The organism is Mesorhizobium sp. M0136 (assembly GCF_040322515.1).
Classification (GTDB): domain Bacteria; phylum Pseudomonadota; class Alphaproteobacteria; order Rhizobiales; family Rhizobiaceae; genus Mesorhizobium.
Genome location: NZ_JAMYTP010000005.1, coordinates 31,622 through 49,159, shown reverse-complemented (window position 1 = coordinate 49,159; position 17,538 = coordinate 31,622). Strand labels below are relative to the sequence as shown.

At 62.5% G+C, this 17,538-nt stretch carries 19 protein-coding genes and 1 pseudogene; 6 read left to right on the top strand and 14 right to left on the bottom strand.

Annotated features, from left to right (window positions below; genetic code table 11):
- Positions 1–3 precede the first annotated feature (3 nt).
- The 9 genes from ispH to coxB all read right to left on the bottom strand — a co-directional run bounded on the left by ispH (position 4) and on the right by coxB (position 7,614).
- A complete protein-coding gene (ispH, locus tag NKJ35_RS07395; protein WP_254818458.1) occupies positions 4–1,008 on the bottom strand; it encodes a 4-hydroxy-3-methylbut-2-enyl diphosphate reductase in 1,005 nt (334 codons plus the stop codon).
- A gap of 107 nt (positions 1,009–1,115) precedes the next feature.
- Positions 1,116–1,871 (bottom strand): SURF1 family protein, encoded by a 756-nt coding sequence (locus NKJ35_RS07390; protein WP_352645922.1) that lies wholly within the window; start codon positions 1,869–1,871, stop codon positions 1,116–1,118.
- The gene (locus NKJ35_RS07385; RefSeq protein ID WP_352645920.1) at positions 1,868–2,254 is read right to left on the bottom strand and encodes a DUF983 domain-containing protein; all 387 of its coding nucleotides are present in this window, start codon (positions 2,252–2,254) and stop codon (positions 1,868–1,870) included. Before NKJ35_RS07385 ends, NKJ35_RS07390 begins: the two co-directional genes overlap by 4 nt.
- Positions 2,255–2,336: 82 nt before the next feature.
- On the bottom strand, positions 2,337–3,218 hold the full coding sequence (locus NKJ35_RS07380) for a cytochrome c oxidase subunit 3 (protein ID WP_254818455.1): 882 nt from the start codon (positions 3,216–3,218) through the stop codon (positions 2,337–2,339).
- Position 3,219: 1 nt separating this feature from the next.
- Entirely contained in the window at positions 3,220–3,852 is a 633-nt protein-coding gene (locus tag NKJ35_RS07375) for a cytochrome c oxidase assembly protein (protein WP_352476673.1), read from the bottom strand.
- A 7-nt stretch (positions 3,853–3,859) separates the two neighbouring features.
- Positions 3,860–4,027 (bottom strand): cytochrome c oxidase system small membrane protein, encoded by a 168-nt coding sequence (locus tag NKJ35_RS07370; protein ID WP_023674135.1) that lies wholly within the window; start codon positions 4,025–4,027, stop codon positions 3,860–3,862.
- The gene (locus NKJ35_RS07365) at positions 4,024–4,968 is read right to left on the bottom strand and encodes a heme o synthase (RefSeq protein WP_352645918.1); all 945 of its coding nucleotides are present in this window, start codon (positions 4,966–4,968) and stop codon (positions 4,024–4,026) included. Before NKJ35_RS07365 ends, NKJ35_RS07370 begins: the two co-directional genes overlap by 4 nt.
- Positions 4,969–5,044: 76 nt before the next feature.
- Positions 5,045–6,697, bottom strand: coding sequence for a cytochrome c oxidase subunit I (gene ctaD / locus NKJ35_RS07360; protein ID WP_352645916.1), 1,653 nt, complete (start codon positions 6,695–6,697; stop codon positions 5,045–5,047).
- Positions 6,698–6,735: 38 nt separating this feature from the next.
- On the bottom strand, positions 6,736–7,614 hold the full coding sequence (coxB, locus tag NKJ35_RS07355; RefSeq protein WP_352646297.1) for a cytochrome c oxidase subunit II: 879 nt from the start codon (positions 7,612–7,614) through the stop codon (positions 6,736–6,738).
- 371 nt (positions 7,615–7,985) lie between these two features.
- Between coxB and NKJ35_RS07350 the strand changes: the two genes are divergently transcribed.
- From NKJ35_RS07350 to NKJ35_RS07330, 5 genes are all read left to right on the top strand, one after another.
- Complete coding sequence (locus NKJ35_RS07350; protein ID WP_352645914.1) at positions 7,986–8,510, top strand: invasion associated locus B family protein; 525 nt, start codon at positions 7,986–7,988, stop codon at positions 8,508–8,510.
- 10 nt (positions 8,511–8,520) lie between these two features.
- Positions 8,521–9,012, top strand: a complete 492-nt coding sequence (locus NKJ35_RS07345) for a GNAT family N-acetyltransferase (RefSeq protein WP_352645912.1) — start codon at positions 8,521–8,523, stop codon at positions 9,010–9,012.
- Positions 9,013–9,094: 82 nt separating this feature from the next.
- Positions 9,095–10,507 (top strand): metalloprotease TldD, encoded by a 1,413-nt coding sequence (gene tldD / locus NKJ35_RS07340; protein ID WP_352645911.1) that lies wholly within the window; start codon positions 9,095–9,097, stop codon positions 10,505–10,507.
- Positions 10,508–10,639: 132 nt separating this feature from the next.
- Positions 10,640–10,915 carry an AbrB/MazE/SpoVT family DNA-binding domain-containing protein gene (locus tag NKJ35_RS07335; protein ID WP_254818449.1) on the top strand — a complete coding sequence of 92 codons (276 nt, stop codon included), beginning with the start codon at positions 10,640–10,642 and terminating at the stop codon, positions 10,913–10,915.
- Positions 10,902–11,291, top strand: a complete 390-nt coding sequence (locus tag NKJ35_RS07330) for a type II toxin-antitoxin system VapC family toxin (RefSeq protein WP_352645909.1) — start codon at positions 10,902–10,904, stop codon at positions 11,289–11,291. The genes NKJ35_RS07335 and NKJ35_RS07330 overlap by 14 nt, the downstream gene beginning before the upstream one ends.
- A gap of 39 nt (positions 11,292–11,330) precedes the next feature.
- Here the strand turns inward: NKJ35_RS07330 and NKJ35_RS07325 are convergent.
- From NKJ35_RS07325 to NKJ35_RS07315, 3 genes and pseudogenes are all read right to left on the bottom strand, one after another.
- Positions 11,331–11,678 (bottom strand): annotated as a pseudogene (locus NKJ35_RS07325) (DUF2384 domain-containing protein).
- 97 nt (positions 11,679–11,775) lie between these two features.
- Positions 11,776–13,017 (bottom strand): class I SAM-dependent RNA methyltransferase, encoded by a 1,242-nt coding sequence (locus NKJ35_RS07320; protein ID WP_352645907.1) that lies wholly within the window; start codon positions 13,015–13,017, stop codon positions 11,776–11,778.
- Positions 13,014–13,793 (bottom strand): TlyA family RNA methyltransferase, encoded by a 780-nt coding sequence (locus tag NKJ35_RS07315; protein ID WP_352645905.1) that lies wholly within the window; start codon positions 13,791–13,793, stop codon positions 13,014–13,016. The genes NKJ35_RS07320 and NKJ35_RS07315 overlap by 4 nt, the downstream gene beginning before the upstream one ends.
- Positions 13,794–13,967: 174 nt before the next feature.
- Between NKJ35_RS07315 and NKJ35_RS07310 the strand changes: the two genes are divergently transcribed.
- Positions 13,968–14,369 carry a GFA family protein gene (locus tag NKJ35_RS07310; protein ID WP_352646295.1) on the top strand — a complete coding sequence of 134 codons (402 nt, stop codon included), beginning with the start codon at positions 13,968–13,970 and terminating at the stop codon, positions 14,367–14,369.
- 245 nt (positions 14,370–14,614) lie between these two features.
- On the opposite strand, the gene dxs is transcribed toward NKJ35_RS07310, so the two are convergent.
- Positions 14,615–16,528 carry a 1-deoxy-D-xylulose-5-phosphate synthase gene (gene dxs / locus NKJ35_RS07305; RefSeq protein WP_352645903.1) on the bottom strand — a complete coding sequence of 638 codons (1,914 nt, stop codon included), beginning with the start codon at positions 16,526–16,528 and terminating at the stop codon, positions 14,615–14,617.
- An 81-nt stretch (positions 16,529–16,609) separates the two neighbouring features.
- Complete coding sequence (locus NKJ35_RS07300) at positions 16,610–17,530, bottom strand: pirin family protein (protein ID WP_352645901.1); 921 nt, start codon at positions 17,528–17,530, stop codon at positions 16,610–16,612.
- Between the last annotated feature and the right edge of the window lie 8 nt (positions 17,531–17,538).

Below are 17,538 nucleotides of genomic sequence, written 5' to 3'. Positions count from 1 at the left end.
TTGTTACGCGGCCCCGTTGACGAAGGCCATGTCGGCAGCCGTCAGTTCGACATCGCGCAACACCCGCATCACCGGAAAGTCCTCCGTCTCCGTCGCCGTTACGGCCAGCTCGATGGTCACGTCGAAGCGCTGCCTGAACGCATCGACGATCTCGTCGACGATGATCTCCGGCGCCGAGGCGCCCGCCGACAGGCCGAGCGTCGAAATGCCGGCAATCTCATTCCACGGAATTTCGGACGCGCGCTGCACGAGAAGCGACATCGAGGCGCCGGCGCGCTCGGCCACTTCGACCAGGCGCCGCGAGTTGGAGGAGTTAGGTGCGCCGACAACGAGGAAGAGATCGGCGCCGGCCGCTGTTTCCTTGACCGCTTCCTGGCGATTGGTGGTGGCATAACAGATCGATTCCGCCGCCGGCGCGTGCAGCTCGGGAAAACGCTGCTGCAGGGCGCGAATGATACCGGCGGTGTCCTCGACCGACAGCGTCGTCTGGGTCACGAAGCCGAGCGCCTGCGGGTCTGCAGGCACGAAGCTTGCGGCGTCGGCTTCGGTCTCGATCAGAGTGACCGCGCCATCCGGCAACTGGCCCATTGTGCCGATCACCTCGGGATGCCCGGCATGGCCGATCAAAAGCACGTGGCGGCCAAGCCGCTGATGACGCATTGCCTGCTTGTGGACTTTCGAAACCAGCGGGCAAGTCGCGTCGAGATAGAAGAGGTTGCGCGACTGGGCGTCGGCCGGCACCGATTTCGGCACGCCATGCGCCGAAAAGACGACCGGGCTCTGGCGATGCTCGGGCGGGATTTCGGAGAGCTCCTCGATGAACACCGCGCCGAGGCTTTGCAGCCCTTCGACGACGTAGCGGTTGTGCACGATCTCGTGGCGGACATAGACCGGCGCGCCGTATTTCTTCAGCGCCAGCACGACGATCTGGATGGCACGGTCGACGCCGGCACAGAAACCGCGCGGCTGGCAAAGCCGGATGGTCAGCGGTGGCTTTGTGTGAAGCATGATTGCATCTTACGCTGATTGTAGGCCGGTTGATCGGACTGTGACTTCTGAGCTCTAGGCGCGAAATGAGGTGCGCGGCCCTGCCCTGTCAAGGGTAGTGGCGGCGATCATTGGTCTTTCGCCGGGCGGCGGAGCCAGGAGATAAGGACACCGGCAAGGGCGGCGGCAAGGCCGTACCAGGTTATCGCATATTGCAGATGGCTGTTCGGCAGGTCGATGACGGTGACGCCGCCGACCGGCAGCCCGCCGGGGTTGGGCGTGGCGTTCGCATCGATGAAGATCGGCACCAGCGCCGCACCTGCCGGCAGGCCGGCGCTCGAGGCCATCGCATCACGATCCTTCCAGTAGAAGATGTTCTTCTGCGGATCATTGTCGGGAAGCATCATCGAGGGCCTGGCCGGCAGCGGGTTGCGGGCGAGCCCCGTCACCGTCACTTCGCCCGTTACCTGCCCCTGCGGCCGCTTGGCTGAGTCCTTGAAATCGTAAGGCACGAAGCCGCGGTTGATCAGTACGAAACGGCCATCGTCGAGTTGCAGCGGCGTGAAGACATCGAAACCGGACTGGCCTTCCCAGGTGGCGAGGAAATGCCGCTCGCCTTGATGCAGGAAAGTGCCGGTCACCGTTACCGGCGTGTAGTCCACGTCGCGGGTGGCAGCAAACCGCTTTTCGACCTCGGCCAATGGCACGGGCGCCGAATGCGTGCGCTGGTCTATCGTCTCGAGAAGGCCCTCTTTCCAGTGCAGGCGCTGAACCTGCCAGGTGCCGAGCGCCAGCAGGATCAAAAACACGATGATACCCAGGCCGAGCGCCAATGCGCGCTTGGGCCGCGACCGGCCGGCCACCAAACCTGATGCCTCGCTCATTCGCCGCGGTCCAGTCGGCCCTCGGCCGCCTTGTTGCGGTATTGCAGCGTCAGCAGCACGCCCTTGATCAGCCGGAGCGCCGCCAGGCAAAGCACCAGCGTCAGCGGAATCCACAGCAACAGATGCAGCCAGAGCGGCGGATTGAGCGTCACCTCCGTCCACAACGCCAGGCCGACGACGATGAAGCCGATGATCAGGATAACGAACACCGCCGGCCCGTCGCCGGCATCGGCGAAGGAATAATCGAGGCCGCAATTGGTGCAGCGATTGCCAACCGTGAGGAATCCAGAAAACAGCTTGCCCTCGCCGCAGCGCGGGCAGCGGCCATGCAGGCCGGCCGAGATCGGGTCGATTGGTGGCCAGATCGCCTTGTCGTCGCTCATCGGATCATCCTAGGAGCATTTGCCGCAAAAGATAAGGCGGCCACGTCGCCGCAGCCGCCTTGTCGACTTCCTCAGGTCGATCTCAATGCGGTTCGATCATCGCGCCGTTCGATGCCCAGACGTAGATCGAGGCAAACAGGAACAGCCACACCACGTCGACGAAGTGCCAGTACCAGGCGGCGGCCTCGAAGCCGAAATGCTGCTTGGGCGTGAAGTCGCCCTTCATGGCGCGGATCAGGCAGACCAACAGGAAGATCGTGCCGATGATGACGTGGAAGCCGTGGAAGCCGGTCGCCATGAAGAAGGTGGCGCCGTAGATCGAATCCCTGAAGCCGAACGGCGCGTGCATGTACTCGTAGGCCTGCACCATGGTGAACAGCATGCCGAGGCCGACGGTCAGCACCAAGCCATTGATCAGGCCTTTGCGGTCGCCGTGGATGAGCGAGTGATGCGCCCATGTCACCGTGGTGCCCGACAGAAGCAGGATGACGGTGTTGTAGAGCGGCAGATGGAAGGGGTCGAGAACTTCGATGCCCTTGGGCGGCCAGACGCCGCCGGTGAAGGCGGTGCGGGCGTATTGATGGACCTCGCCCGGAAACAGGCTGGCGTCGAAGAAGGCCCAGAACCAGGCGACGAAGAACATCACCTCGGAGGCAATGAACATGATCATGCCGTAGCGCAGATGCAGCGACACGACGCGGGTGTGGCGACCCTCATGCGCCTCCTTGATGGTGTCAGACCACCAAGCGAACATCGTGTAGATGACGATCAAAAGGCCAATGAAGAACAGCCACGGATTGGCAATGTTGAAACCGAAGATCGGGAAATCGCCGCCCTTGAGATACTGCATGTAACAGACGCCGCCGATCGCGGTCACCAGTGCCCCGACGGAGCCCAGGAAAGGCCACGGGCTCGGGTCGACGAGATGATAGTCATGCTGTGGTTTTGCGTGTGCGTCTGCCATATCAACCCCCGAGGCTTGCTTCGGTATCTGAAATCTTGTTGCGGCGGCCGTCGGCCGGCACCGATGATGCGACCGGCTTGGTCTTGTCGACCGGGAACATCGTGTAGGACAGGGTAATCGTCCTCAAATCCTTCAATTCCGGCGCGTTGACGATGTCGGGATCGACATAGAACACGACCGGCATGTCCAGCGTCTCGCCCGGCTTCAGCGTCGTGTCGGTGAAGCAGAAACACTCGACCTTGTTGAAGTAAGGCCCAGCCAGTTCCGGCTGCACGTTGAAGGTGGCGCGTCCGGTGATGGGCCGGCTGAATTTGTTCGTCGCGCTGAAATGCGCCTCGGCGGTCTCGCCGATCTTGATGGTGATCGAGCGGTCGACCGGCTGGAATTGCCAGGGAACGCCGGCGGTGTTGGCATCGAAGCGGATGGTGATGTCGCGGTCGAGCACCCTATCGGCATATTGCTGGGTCGCCCGTTTGACGGTGCCGCCGTAGCCTGTCGCCTGGCAGAACATCGCATAGAGCGGCACTGCGGCGTAGGCCATGCCGATCATGCCGCCGAAGAACGCGATGCAGACGGCAGCGACGACGCGGTTCGTATTCTTCTTCGTAGGATCGGTGACTGTTTGCCTGGTCATCGTCAGCTCACATCGAGCCAGGGAAACTGTGGCCAAATTTCACGATGGTCGCGACGTAGAATATGACGACCAGCGCCGCCAGCGCGAAACCGATTGCGGCCGAGCGATTGCGGCGCGCCTTCTGCTGACGTTCGGTCAGCGTGACCAGTTCAAGCTTCTTTTCGGCCATGCTCATGCTCCGCCGACGGTCAGCGCGCGCGCGACGACGCAATCGCCAAGGTAGGTGGCGAAGATGGCGAAGAGATAAAGCAGCGAATAGCCGAACAAGGCCTTGGCCGGCTTCATCGCCCTGTCGTCATCGGCCATTTGCAGCACCTTCCACGCATACCATAGGAAGCCGACGCCGAGCAGCAACGCAACGATGCCATAGGCCGGCGTGGTGAAGCCAAGAACCCATGGCAGCACGCCAACCGGCGCGAGGACCAGCGCATAGGCAAAGATCTGGCGCCTGGTCGCGGGATGGCCGGCGACATTCGGCATCATCGGAATGCCTGCCTTGGCGTAGTCCTCCGACTTGAACAGCGCGAGCGCCCAGAAATGCGGCGGCGTCCACAGGAAGATGATCAGGAACAGCACCAAGCTTTCGAGGCTGACCGATCCGGTTACCGCCGCCCAGCCGATGACCGGCGGAATGGCGCCGGCAGCACCGCCGATGACGATGTTCTGCGGCGTCCAGCGCTTCAGCCACATCGTATAGATGACGGCATAGAAAAAGATGGTGAAGGCCAGAAGCGATGCGGCCAACCAGTTGACCAGCACGCCGAGCGTCATCACCGACAGAACCGACAGCACCAGCCCGAAACTCAATGCCTCGCCTGGCCGGATGCGGCCGGCCGGCACGGGACGGCCGGCGGTGCGCGTCATCACCGCATCGATGTCTGCGTCGTACCACATGTTGAGCGCACCGGACGCGCCAGCTCCAATGGCAATAGCCAGGATCGCGATCACCGCCAGCAGCGGATTGATGGTTACCGGGGCGGCGACCATGCCGACAAACGCGGTGAACACCACCAGCGACATGACGCGCGGCTTCAGCAGGGCGAAAAAATCGCCCGCCGTCGCTTCCGACATGCGGAAGCCTGGCTCGTCAATCAGTCTGTCTTCGGCAAGGGCCATGCGTACTTAAAGTCCATCATTCCGTTGGCCAAAACCGCCGGTCGGCCGGCGGTTCCGTATTAAAGGAGGCAACCGCCTACTTGATCTTCGGCAACTGTTCCCACTGGTGGAACGGCGGCGGCGAAGGCAGTTGCCATTCCAGCGTGGTCGCACCCTCGCCCCAAGGATTGGCGCCGGCGACACGCTTCTTCTGGAACGCCTCGAAGACGCCGAACAGGAAGATGACGACGCCGACAGCCGAGATGTACGAGCCGTAGGACGACACCATATTCCAGCCGGCGAAGGCATCCGGATAGTCGATATAGCGACGCGGCATACCGGAAAGACCGAGGAAGTGCTGCGGGAAAAAGACCAGGTTGACGCCGACGAAAGTGACCCAGAAGTGGGTGTTGGCGATCACCGGCGAATACATGTAGCCGGTCATTTTCGGGAACCAGTAGTACCAGCCGGCGAAGATGGCGAAGACCGCGCCCAGCGACAACACGTAGTGGAAGTGCGCGACCACGAAATAGGTGTCGTGCAGCGGGCGGTCGAGGCCGGCATTGGCCAGCTGCACGCCGGTGACGCCGCCAACAGTGAACAGGAAGATGAAGCCGATCGCCCACAGCATCGGCGTCTTGAGCGAAATCGACCCGCCCCACATGGTGGCGATCCACGAGAAGATCTTCACACCCGTCGGCACCGCGATGACCATGGTGGCAAAGACGAAATAGCGCTGGGTGTCGAGCGACAGGCCCGTCGTGTACATGTGGTGGGCCCAGACGATGAAGCCCACCGCGCCGATGGCAACCATCGCATAGGCCATGCCTAGATAGCCGAACACCGGCTTCCTCGAAAAGGTCGAGATGATGTGGCTGATGATGCCGAAACCCGGGAGGATCAGAATGTAGACCTCCGGATGGCCGAAGAACCAGAACAGGTGCTGGAACAGGATCGGATCGCCGCCGCCGTCCGGGGCGAAGAAGGTGGTGCCGAAATTACGGTCGGTCAACAGCATGGTGATGCCGCCAGCCAACACTGGAAGCGACAGAAGCAGCAGGAAGGCGGTGATCAACACCGACCAGGCGAACAGCGGCATCTTGTGCATGGTCATGCCGGGCGCGCGCATGTTGAAGATGGTGGTGATGAAGTTGATGGCGCCAAGAATCGAGGAGGCGCCGGCGATGTGGATGGAAAGGATCGCCAGGTCCATGGCCGGTCCGGGCTGGCCCGATGTCGATAGCGGCGGATAAAGCGTCCAGCCGCCGCCGACGCCGTAGGCGCCGGGCGCACTCGGGACGAAGGCCGAGATAATCAGCAGGATGAAAGCCGGCGGCAGCAGCCAGAACGAGACGTTGTTCATGCGCGGGAAGGCCATGTCCGGCGCGCCGATCATGATCGGCACCATCCAGTTGGCAAAACCGCCTATCAGCGCCGGCATCACCATGAAGAAGATCATGATCAGCGCATGCGCGGTGGTGAAAGCATTGTACATGCTCTTGCCGCCGTCGATGGCGGCGTCACCATTCATGCCGTAGACCATCTGCGCCAGGCCAGTGAATATCTGGATGCCCGGCTCCTGCAATTCCATGCGCATGACGACCGACAAGGCGCCACCGATGCAGCCCGCCATGATCGCGAAGATCAGATAAAGCGTGCCAATGTCCTTGTGGTTGGTCGAATACACCCACCGGACCAAGCCATGATACGGCTTGTGGTCGTGGTCGTCGTGAACTGCAGCGTCTGCCATGATCGGCTCCGTTCCCTGAATCTTTTCTGGTCGCGGCATCAGTTGCCGGCGGCCGCTACCTTGTTCGTGCCATCGACCTCGGCCATCAGCGCCTTGTTGGCGCCGGGAAGGTCGGTCTTGGCTGCCGCCAGCCAGGTCTTGTATTGCGCATCGGAGACGACGCGAATAGCGATCGGCATGAAGGCGTGGTCCTTGCCGCAGAGTTCGGAACACTGGCCATAATAGAGGCCTTCCTTGTCGGCCTTGAACCACACCTCGTTGATGCGGCCCGGCACCGCATCGGTCTTGATGCCGAAGGACGGCATGGCAAAGGCGTGAATGACGTCGGTCGCCGTCACCAGCACCCGGGTCATGGTGTTGACCGGCACCACCATCTCATTGTCGACGGCGAGCAGGCGCGGATACTCGGCGCGATCTTCCTTACCGGCAGCAGCCCTGTCGGCATCCTGAAGGATCGCGGAATTGAAGGAAAGCGTATTGTCGACCTGGTATTCGTAGTCCCAGTTCCACTGATTGCCGGTCGCCTTGACGGTCAGCTTGGCTTCTTCCGGCGGCGTGTACTGCGCGGTCAGCAGCTGGAACGAGGGAATGGCGAGACAGAGCAGGATGACGACGGGACCGACAGTCCAGATGACCTCGATCAGCGTGTTGTGGCTGGTGCGCGACGGGGTCGGGTTAACGCTCGCCCGGAACCGCAAAATGCAGTAGGCGATCAGGAAAAGCACCAAGGCGGTGATCACAATGATGAACGCGAACGAGTAGTTCCCGAACCACTCGATCTGCCTCATAATGTCGGTCGCCGCAGGCTGAAAACTGGTTTCCCAAGGCTGGGGCTGGGCTGCACGAGCCGATGCAGCAGCAAACAACGTGGCGGCGGCACTAGCTACGATTTTGGCGGTTGCCAGGAATTTTCTCATCGCCCTCGTCATCTCCCAGTTCCTCGCGATCGGACCGCAAGAATGTCGAACAATGCCGGGACGGGAATCCCGGACAATTCAAGGCTGGTTCAAACCATACTCTATTTGCCTCCGCAAGAAAGGAGCGCCGGAACCCGTGCGGCATTTTTGCGCGCAAGCGCGGCGCTGGCTTCGTGCGGTGACGGCTCGCCGCGAATCACCAGAGCGACATCCGAGTAGAATGAGCCGCGCGGCACGCGGAACCGTCGCAATTAGGGCGAAATTGGCACGGAAAAGCGCATTGTCGCCTGTGTCGGGGCAGATCGCCGGGGTCTCGTCCTTTACTTGGGTTTAGTGCGGCTTAAAGTGCCGTGATTCGCAATGGAGCCGTCATGAACCCTTGGCTTTCGAGAACCTTGGCGAAGGTCATCCTTGTTGCCGCCGCAATAGCCTTGCCCGGCGCCGGCCTGGCCAATGCCGCGCAGCCAAGCGGCACGGTGAAGTCGACGCATGGGGCGTGGTCGATCATCTGCGATACGCCGGCCGGTGCTGCGTCCGAACAATGCGTGATGATGCAGAACGTCGTCGCCGAGGACCGCCCGGAAATGGGTCTTTCCGTCGTCGTGCTGCGTACAGCCGACAACAAGGCCGAAATCCTTCGCGTACTGGCGCCGCTCGGCGTGCTGTTGCCCAACGGGCTCGGCCTCAATGTCGACGGCAAGGATATCGGCCGCGCCTATTTCGTGCGCTGTTTCCAGGACGGCTGCTACGCCGAGGTCATCCTGGAAAAGCCGCTGCTCGACACGCTGAAGACCGGTACGTCCGCCACCTTCATCGTCTTCCAGACGCCGGAAGAGGGCATCGGCATTCCCGTCGACCTCAAGGGTTTCGCCGACGGCTTTGCCGCCCTGCCTTGAGGCTGCGCGTTTGACGCTGAAACTGCTCGACGCGGGCGACTTCGAGATATTCAAGCGAATCCGCCTGGAGGCTTTGCGCGCTGCGCCCGAAGCCTTCGCCAGCAGCGCAGCGGAATGGGAGCAACTTCCCGACGAGGAATGGCGGCGGCGCCTGACGAACAACCTGGTTGTCGTCAGCTTTCGGAGCGGGGAACCTGTCGGCATAATGGGCCTGATGCGCCAGCCGGCCAGCAAGATGGCGCACCGCGCGACGATCGTCATGGTCTATTTGCGCGGCAGCGAGCGTGGCGGCGGATACGCCGTCAAGATGCTCAATCTGCTGCTCGATCACGCCCGAGCATTGGGCATAAGGCAGGTCGAGCTGGCTGTAAGTGCTGAAAATCCAGCGGCCATACGATTCTATCAACGAGAAGGTTTTCACGAAATAGGCTGCATACCGGCCGCCTTTCTTCATGAAGGCAGGGAGATCGACGAAATCATGATGGCACGCCGCGTGACTTAGGTCGTGGTGTTCCACCGTGAAGTTGCCGAACGGCGCCCAGGCGCCTACATGCCGTAAAATCACTTATCAAGAGGCCAGCGCCATGAACAGCCTGATCGGCCAATTCGACATTTCCGACGATCGCATCAAGCAGATCGTCGCCGAGACTATAAACGGCGCCGACGACGGTGAACTGTTTCTCGAATACAGCGAAAGCGAAGCGCTAATGTTCGACAATGGCAAGCTGAAGACCGCCAATTTCAACACCGACCAGGGTTTTGGCCTGCGCGCAGTCGCCGGCGAGGCCAGCGGCTACGCCCATTCCAGTGATCTCTCCGAAGCCTCGCTGCTGCGCGCCGCCGATGCGGTTTCGACGGCGAAGAGCGGCTATTCCGGCACGCTTGCTGCGGCTCCCGCCCGCACCAACCGCCATCTCTACGGTGACGGAAACCCTATCCCCTCGCCTTCCTTCGAGACCAAGGCCAAGCTGCTCCAGGAAATCGATGCCTGGCTAAGGGCCGAGGATTCGCGCGTCCGACAGGTGACGGCGTCGCTCGCCGCCTCCTGGCAGCATGTCGAGATCGTGCGCGCTGATGGCCAGATGGTCCGCGACATCCGCCCGCTGGTCAGGATCAACGTGTCGGTGGTGGTCGGCGACGGTGACCGCCAGGAGAGCGGCTCCTACGGCATGGGCGGGCGCAAGGATTTTGGCGAATTCCTGATCGAGGACAGCTGGAAGCATGCGGCCAAGGAGGCGCTGCGGCAAGCACTGGTCAATCTCGAAGCGGTTCCCGCGCCTGCCGGCACTTTCGATATCGTGCTGTCGAGCGGCTGGCCGGGCGTCATGCTGCACGAGGCCGTCGGCCACGGGCTGGAAGGCGATTTCAACCGCAAGAAGACATCTGCCTTCGCCGGCCTGCTTGGCCAGCAGGTGGCGGCGAAAGGCGTCACCGTTGTCGACGACGGCACCATTCCCGAACGGCGTGGTTCGCTGACCGTCGACGATGAAGGCACGCCTTCTGCCCACAACGTGTTGATCGATGATGGCAAGCTGGTCGGTTACATGCAGGACCGCCAGAACGCGCGTCTGATGGGCATGAAAGCCACCGGCAACGGGCGGCGCCAAGGTTACGCACACGAGCCGATGCCGCGCATGACCAATACCTACATGACCGCAGGCGACATGGAGCCGGAGGAAATCATTGCCTCGGTCAAGAATGGCATCTATGCCGTGTCGTTCGGCGGCGGCCAGGTCGACATCACTTCGGGCAAGTTCGTGTTCGGCTGCACCGAGGCCTACATGATCGAGAACGGCAAGGTAACGCAGCCGATCAAGGGCGCCATGCTGATCGGCAACGGGCCGGATGCCATGCATCGTGTGGCGATGATCGGTAACGACATGAAGCTCGACACCGGCATCGGCATGTGCGGCAAGGCCGGACAGGGCGTGCCGGTCGGCGTCGGCCAGCCGCATCTCAGGATGAACCAGATGACGGTCGGCGGCACCAGGGTTTGATACGGCCGGCGGTCCGGCATCGCTGTTTCTAACACCCTGTCCGTCCTGTCGTCCCATTGAGCTATTCGAGCCTTGAATTGGGCGCGATCTTCACTTATCTTACGTTCGTCTTACATCCAGAGGAGCGCCATCATGGCTGCCGCGGAAAAGCTCGTGACCACCGTCTCGACCAAGGGACAGGTCATCCTGCCCAGTTCGATCCGGAAACGGAGAGAATGGGACGCCGGCACACGCCTTCTGGTCGAAGATACCCCGGAGGGCGTGCTACTGAAGCCTGCGCCAGTCTTCGCCGAGACGCGGCCAGAGGACGTGTTTGGATCGCTGCGCTATAGCGGCAGGCCGAAGACGTTGGAAGAAATGGACGCGGGCGTGCTCGCCGAAGCGCGGCGGCGCCATGCTCGCGATTGATACCAACCTGATCGTCCGCTACCTGACGGACGATCACCCGACTCAGTCTTCCCGCGCCCGCGCGTTGATCGATAGCCAGCCAGTCTTTGTCGCCGTCACGGTAATGCTGGAGGTTGAGTGGGTGTTGCGCAGCGCCTACGGTTTGGCACCGCTCGAAATCGCCCGCACGCTACGGGCGTTTAGCGGGCTCCCTACGGTAGAGGTGGAAGACGGGACGGTCGTGTCGTCCGCGCTCGACCTCTCGGAAAGGGGATTGGATTTCGCTGATGCGCTGCATCTGGGCAAATCTGCTCACTGCGTTGGCTTCGCGACTTTTGATCGTAAGTTCGTCATGGCAGCGCAGGCGGCTGGATATGACGGCGTGCAAGAAGCATAGCAGTTTATGGCCACCCAGCCTGGCATGAAGGCGCGCCGTTCAGGCATAGATACCGGAACGAGCGGCCCTCAGGTAAGCGAGAACCTTATCCGTCTTGCCTTCGCGAACCAGATCATAGGCGGTCTTTCCGACCCAGCCGGGATCGGCTGATGTTTGAACCAGATCGCTGCACGCACTTGATCGGTCATCTCGCCGGCCGTCGCCAGAATACGAATGATGGGGCTCAATGCGGCGTCGACCTTGCGCGCTCCGGTCTTAGCGGCAAACGTGTTGCGGGCGATGCCGCTCAGGCCCGCCAGTTCCGTCATAGTGACCCCCAGCGGTTTCAGCCATCCGCTTCGACGAGAGAAACGGCGTCCGCTCCTCGCCGCAGCGCGATGCCGAAATATCAAAGGCTTTGGCTTATTATAATTTCCTAGAATATTTGGCCGGCGTACGCTCAAATGCGCTTTTTTAGTGCGCATTTCACGCCCGATAAATGCTGCTAGCGCCTTCTCTTGGGCTTCTCCAGCAATGCCACTGCCTCGACATGTGGCGACCACAGGAACTGGTCGATCGGGATTACGCTCTTCAAGGCGTAACCGCCATCGAGGAGGATGCGAAGATCCCGGGCCAGCGTTGCCGGATTGCAGGACACCGCGGCGACGAGCGGCACGTCGGAGCGCGCGATCTGCTTCGACTGATCCTCGGCGCCGGCGCGGGGCGGGTCGAAGACTACGCCGTCAAAGGCATTCAACTCCTTGAATGTGAGCGGCCTCCGGAACAGGTCGCGACGTTCGCCGGTCACCCGCTTCAGGCCGCTGGCGAAACGGAATGCCCGGTCGAGCGCCGCGAGTGCTGCCGCATCGCCTTCCACCGCGTGAACCTCCGATCTTGCGGCCAGGCGCAGCGCGAAGCTGCCGCAGCCGGCGAAGAGATCGGCGACCTTTTTGGCGCGCGCGAAATGCTGGCCGACAATGTTGGCCATCGCCTGTTCGGCAGCCTCGGTTGCCTGCAGGAAAGCGCCCGGAGGCACTGCGACGGCGACGCCATCAAACAGGACGACCGGTTTCTTTGGTTCGATAATAATCTCGCCGTCGATCGACAGCCTGGCTAGCCCCTCGGCGATGACGAAGTTGGACGCGACGCGGCGCTGGTTCTCGCCGAGCTTGCCGGAATCGTGAACCGCGACATCAAGGCCGGAACCGGTCACTGTCACCGCCATGTGGAACGATTTGGTCGTGGTGCAGATCAGTCCGGCAAGCATCCTCAAACGGTCGAGCGCAGCGACGATCTGCGGCAGCGAGATCGGGCATTCCTCGATCGAGATGATCTCGGATGACAGCGCGCGAACAAAGCCGAACTGCATTCCCGCCTCGCTCCGCCGGGCGGTGAAGACGACGCGGCGGCGCGTGTGCGGCGCGCACGGCACCATCGCGCCGACATCGCAAGCGATGCCCCTGCTCTTCAGCGCATGCACGACTTTTTCATGCTTCCACCGGTGATAGGCTTCAGTCTCGAGATGCTGGACGGCGCAGCCGCCGCATGCGCCGAAATGCCGGCACGGCGGATCGACCCGCAACGGCGAAGCCTCAAGGACCGACATCAGCGTGGCGCGGTCTTTTCCCCGCGCGGCGGTGACGACCTCTCCCGGCAGCGCGAACGGAATGAAAACCTCGCCGGTTTCCGTCTCGGCGATGCCGTCGCCCTGCGAGCCCAACCTTGCGATCGTGAAACGGGTGCTCATCGCTTCTGGGTCTCGACGTTCTTGATGCCGCCGAGCAGGAACTCGCGGTTGCCGTCGCCGCCCTCTATCGGCGACAGATGCAGCCCCAGCGAGCGCCAGCCGGGAATGGTATCGAGCCAGTCCTGCATCAGGCCGGCAATACGCGCCGCATCATAGGGGTCCTTCAGCAGCCCGCCCTTGCCGATCGCCTCGCGGCCGGCCTCGAACTGCGGCTTGACCAGAAACACAGCCTTTGCGCCGTTCCCGGCCAAGGCAAGCGCCGGCGGCAGCGCCAGTTTCAGCGAGATGAAGCTGACGTCCGAGACGATGAAATCCGGCACACGGCCGCCGAGATCGGCTGCCGACAGTTCGCGCGCATTCAGGCCCTCAATTACCGTCACGCGCGGATCGCCGGCAATGTCGGGGTGCATCTGGCCGTGCCCGACATCGATCGCCGTGACATGCGCCGCGCCGCGTTCGAGCAGCACCTGCGTGAAGCCGCCGGTCGAGGCGCCGACATCGAGGGCTTCGCTGCCGGTGGGGTCGAGGCCGAAATGGTCGAGACCAGCCTTCAGCTTCAGTGCGGCGCGCGACACGTAACCTTGCGCCGGATCGTCAACGACGATGTTGCACTCAGGCAGAACGGCCTGGCTTGGCTTGCGGGCGACGATGCCATCGACCGTCACGGTGCCGCGCGCCACGGCATCGCGGGCACGCGAGCGGCTGGCAAACAGGCCGCGCTGGACGAGCAATTCGTCGAGCCTCTGGCGTATGCTGGCTGGCGGAAGGGAAGTCATCGGCCTTCATGGCGAATGCCAACGATGATGGCAAGGATATTGGCGATGAGACAAGGCATGGCTGGAAAAGCGGTGAACGCATCAAGCCGCTCCGCTACCAGTCGAACCTCGCGCCAGGCGCGACGCAATGCTAAGAACGAGATGCCGTCTTGTGGTCGAAACGCGGAGGAGGAAATGCTGACGGGAACCTGCCACTGCGGTGCCGCCCGCTGGACCCTGGAGGGCGATCCCGGTTCGGTCACTGCCTGCAACTGCACACTTTGCCGCCGCTACGGCACGCTCTGGGCTTACGACTATGTCGACGAACGCATCCGCCTTGCCGGGCCCGTAAGCGCCTATAGCCGCGTCGGAAAGGCTCATCCTTCACTTGAGATTCTCTTCTGTCCAACGTGCGCTTGCGTCCTGGCCTGGCGCGGTTTGCATCCGGATGCGGCTGGGCGCTACCGCATCGCCGTCAATTTGAGGCTTGCGCCGCCCGAGGCCGTCGCCGATCTCCCGATCGACCATTTCGATGGTCTCGACACATTCGAAGATTTGCCGAGAGATGGTCGCTGTGTGCGGGATATGTGGTTCTAGTTCCTAGAGTCTCTTCGGGATCATGCTTTTGAATATCGTCCGCGAAACCCGCCGTTCGACGGCCGGCGTCAGACCGTCGCTGTTGTAAAGCCGGACACCCGTGTGCGCGACCGGAAACAGCAGCGTAAACAGCATGTTGCGACTGTTCGCCGGCAATTTGATTCAAGCAGTTGAGATTTTGATTCAGACCGGCATCTTGCAGCCAAGTTGAATCGCTTCGGCGTCGCGGGAAATGTGTCTAAAAACTAGGCGCGCTGGGCCTGCGCGGTATGCCCCAACGCCACGAACACTGTGCGCACGATGCCGGCGCTGTCCAGCCCGGCATCGGCATACATCTTTTCCGGCTTGGCATGGTCGACGAAGGCGTCGGGCAGCACGAGCGGGCGCACCTTCAAGCCGCTCTCCAGCAGCCCTTCATGGGCCAGGAACTGCAGCACATGGCTGGCGAAGCCGCCGACCGCGCCCTCTTCCACCGTGACCAGGATCTCGTGCGAACGGGCCAGCCGCCGGATCAGGTCCTCGTCGAGCGGCTTGGCAAAACGGGCATCGGCGACCGTGGTCGAAAGCCCGGCCGCGCCAAGCTCCTCGGCCGCGGCAAGGCAATCCTGCAGTCTGGTGCCGAAGGAAAGCAGCGCAACCTTGGTGCCTTCCCTGACGATCCGGCCCTTGCCGATCTCCAATACCGAGCCGCGTTGCGGCATCTCGACGCCAACGCCGTTGCCGCGCGGGTAGCGGAAGGCGATCGGGCCGTCATCGAAGCTTGCAGCGGTGCGTACCATGTGGCGCAGCTCGGCCTCATCGGCCGCGGCCATGACGACGAAACCGGGCAGCGTCGCCAGGAAGGTCGTGTCGAAGGCGCCGCAATGGGTGGCACCATCGGCGCCGACGAAGCCGGCGCGGTCGATCGGAAAGCGCACCGGCAATTTCTGGATCGCCACGTCGTGAACGACCTGGTCGTAGGCGCGCTGGAGAAAGGTCGAGTAGATCGCCGCGAAAGGCTTGAAGCCTTCCGTGGCAAGGCCGGCGGCGAAGGTCACCGCATGCTGCTCGGCAATGCCGACATCGAAGGTCCTCGCCGGAAACGCTTCGCCGAACAGATCAAGCCCGGTGCCGGTCGGCATGGCGGCGGTGATGGCGACGATGCGGTCGTCCTCTCGGGCCTCCTGGATCAGACTTTCGGCAAACACCTTCGTATAGCTCGGCGCATTGGCGGGCGCCTTGGCCTGGGCGCCGGTGATGACGTCGAATTTGTTGACGCCATGATATTTGTCGGCCGCCGCCTCGGCCGGGGCGTAGCCCTTGCCCTTCTGGGTCACGACATGGATCAGCACCGGGCCGTCGGCATTGTCGCGGACGTTCTTCAGCACCGGGATCAGGTGCTCGAGGTTGTGACCGTCGATCGGGCCGATGTGGTAGAAACCCATCTCCTCGAACAGCGTGCCGCCGGTGACGTAACCGCGCGCGTGCTCGACCGCGCGCTTGATGGCGCGATCCGCGCGCTCGCCGAGATAGGACGTCAGCTTCTTGCCGAAATCGCGCAACCCAAGATAGGTCTTGCCTGAGGCGAGCCGCGCCAGATAGGCGCTCATCGCGCCGGTCGGCGGAGCGATCGACATGTCGTTGTCGTTCAAGATAACGATCAGCCGGGCATCGAGTGCGCCGGCATTGTTCATCGCCTCATAGGCCATGCCGGCCGACATGGCACCGTCGCCGATGACGGCAATGACATTGTTGCGGCCATCAGACAGATCGCGCGCCATCGCCATGCCGAGGCCGGCTGAAATCGAGGTTGAGGAGTGGGCTGCGCCGAACGGATCGTATTCGCTCTCGACGCGACGCGTGAAGCCGGACAGGCCGCCCTCCTGCCGCAGCGTGCGGATGCGGTCGCGGCGGCCGGTCAGGATCTTGTGCGGATAGGCCTGGTGGCCGACGTCCCAGATCAGCCGGTCGTCCGGCGTGTTGAAGACGTAGTGCAGCGCGACGGTCAGTTCGACCACGCCGAGGCCGGCGCCGAGATGCCCGCCGGTGTGGGAAACGACGTCGATCAGCTCGGCGCGAAGCTCGGACGCCAGCTGCGGCAGGTCGGCTTCGGCAAGCGTGCGCAAATCGGCTGGGACGCGGACTTTGTCGAGAAGCGGCGTATCGGGCTTTGCGTTCACTGTTTGCGAGCCTGGTCAGATTTTCTGTTCATCGTGAGATATGCCGCTGGCCGGCGAATGTAAATGTGGCGGTAACGCGCATCAGCTTTCGGGCAGCGGGATGAACTCTTGCTCGTCTCCAGGAACGATATCGAAGCGGCCCGTCTTCCATTCTTCTTTCGCCTGCTCGATGCGTTCCTTTGAGGACGATACGAAATTCCACCAGATATAACGTTTCGAACCGAGGGAAGCGCCGCCAAACAGCATGAAGTGGGCGCCGCCCTCCGATGAAACAACGATCTCATCGCCGGGCCGGAAAACCAGCAGCCGCTCGGCCGGGAAGCGGTCACCGGATATCGAAACCTCGCCTTCCAGCGTATAGATGGCGCGCTCCTCGGCATCGGCAGGGATCTTCACGCTGGCACCCGGCGCCAGCCTGAGATCGGCATAAAGCGTGTCCGAAGCGGTGGCGACCGGGGAGCGCAGTCCGGACAATGCACCGATGACGACACGGCCGCTGACACCCTCTGCATCGATTTCGGGCAGGCGCAGCGCCGCGGTGTTTTCGAAGACCGGCGCGACTTCTTCCTTGCCGTCCGGCAGCGCCAGCCATGTCTGCAGGCCGGAAACCGACATCGGCGCGCCGCGCAGTTCTTCCGGCGTGCGCTCCGAATGGACGATGCCGCGGCCGGCGGTCATTAAATTCACGTCGCCGGGCTGGATCACCATCTCAGTGCCGAGCGAATCGCGGTGCCTGATCTTACCGTCGAACAGGTAAGTCACCGTCGACAGACCGATATGCGGATGCGGGCGCACGTCGAGCGCCTGGCCGGCCCGCAGAACGGCTGGACCCATGCGGTCGAAGAAGATGAAGGGTCCGACTAGCCGGCGCCTGGCCGTCGGCAAGGCGCGGCGAACCTGAAATCCGCCGATGTCCTTGGCATTCGGAATGACCATCAGTTCGATCTGATCGCTGGCGAAGGCATCGCCCATCTGCGGATCGTTTCCGGGAAAGAAGCTCACGCGGTCCC

Bases quoted from the DNA above. Each gene is read 5' to 3' on its own strand.
- ispH (WP_254818458.1), bottom strand. From the start codon at position 1,008: ATGCTTCACACAAAGCCACCGCTGACCATCCGGCTTTGCCAGCCGCGC.
- NKJ35_RS07390 (WP_352645922.1), bottom strand. From the start codon at position 1,871: ATGAGCGAGGCATCAGGTTTGGTGGCCGGCCGGTCGCGGCCCAAGCGC.
- NKJ35_RS07385 (WP_352645920.1), bottom strand. From the start codon at position 2,254: ATGAGCGACGACAAGGCGATCTGGCCACCAATCGACCCGATCTCGGCC.
- NKJ35_RS07380 (WP_254818455.1), bottom strand. From the start codon at position 3,218: ATGGCAGACGCACACGCAAAACCACAGCATGACTATCATCTCGTCGAC.
- NKJ35_RS07375 (WP_352476673.1), bottom strand. From the start codon at position 3,852: ATGACCAGGCAAACAGTCACCGATCCTACGAAGAAGAATACGAACCGC.
- NKJ35_RS07370 (WP_023674135.1), bottom strand. From the start codon at position 4,027: ATGAGCATGGCCGAAAAGAAGCTTGAACTGGTCACGCTGACCGAACGT.
- NKJ35_RS07365 (WP_352645918.1), bottom strand. From the start codon at position 4,968: ATGGCCCTTGCCGAAGACAGACTGATTGACGAGCCAGGCTTCCGCATG.
- ctaD (WP_352645916.1), bottom strand. From the start codon at position 6,697: ATGGCAGACGCTGCAGTTCACGACGACCACGACCACAAGCCGTATCAT.
- coxB (WP_352646297.1), bottom strand. From the start codon at position 7,614: ATGAGAAAATTCCTGGCAACCGCCAAAATCGTAGCTAGTGCCGCCGCC.
- NKJ35_RS07350 (WP_352645914.1), top strand. From the start codon at position 7,986: ATGAACCCTTGGCTTTCGAGAACCTTGGCGAAGGTCATCCTTGTTGCC.
- tldD (WP_352645911.1), top strand. From the start codon at position 9,095: ATGAACAGCCTGATCGGCCAATTCGACATTTCCGACGATCGCATCAAG.
- NKJ35_RS07335 (WP_254818449.1), top strand. From the start codon at position 10,640: ATGGCTGCCGCGGAAAAGCTCGTGACCACCGTCTCGACCAAGGGACAG.
- NKJ35_RS07330 (WP_352645909.1), top strand. From the start codon at position 10,902: ATGCTCGCGATTGATACCAACCTGATCGTCCGCTACCTGACGGACGAT.
- NKJ35_RS07320 (WP_352645907.1), bottom strand. From the start codon at position 13,017: ATGAGCACCCGTTTCACGATCGCAAGGTTGGGCTCGCAGGGCGACGGC.
- NKJ35_RS07315 (WP_352645905.1), bottom strand. From the start codon at position 13,793: ATGACTTCCCTTCCGCCAGCCAGCATACGCCAGAGGCTCGACGAATTG.
- NKJ35_RS07310 (WP_352646295.1), top strand. From the start codon at position 13,968: ATGCTGACGGGAACCTGCCACTGCGGTGCCGCCCGCTGGACCCTGGAG.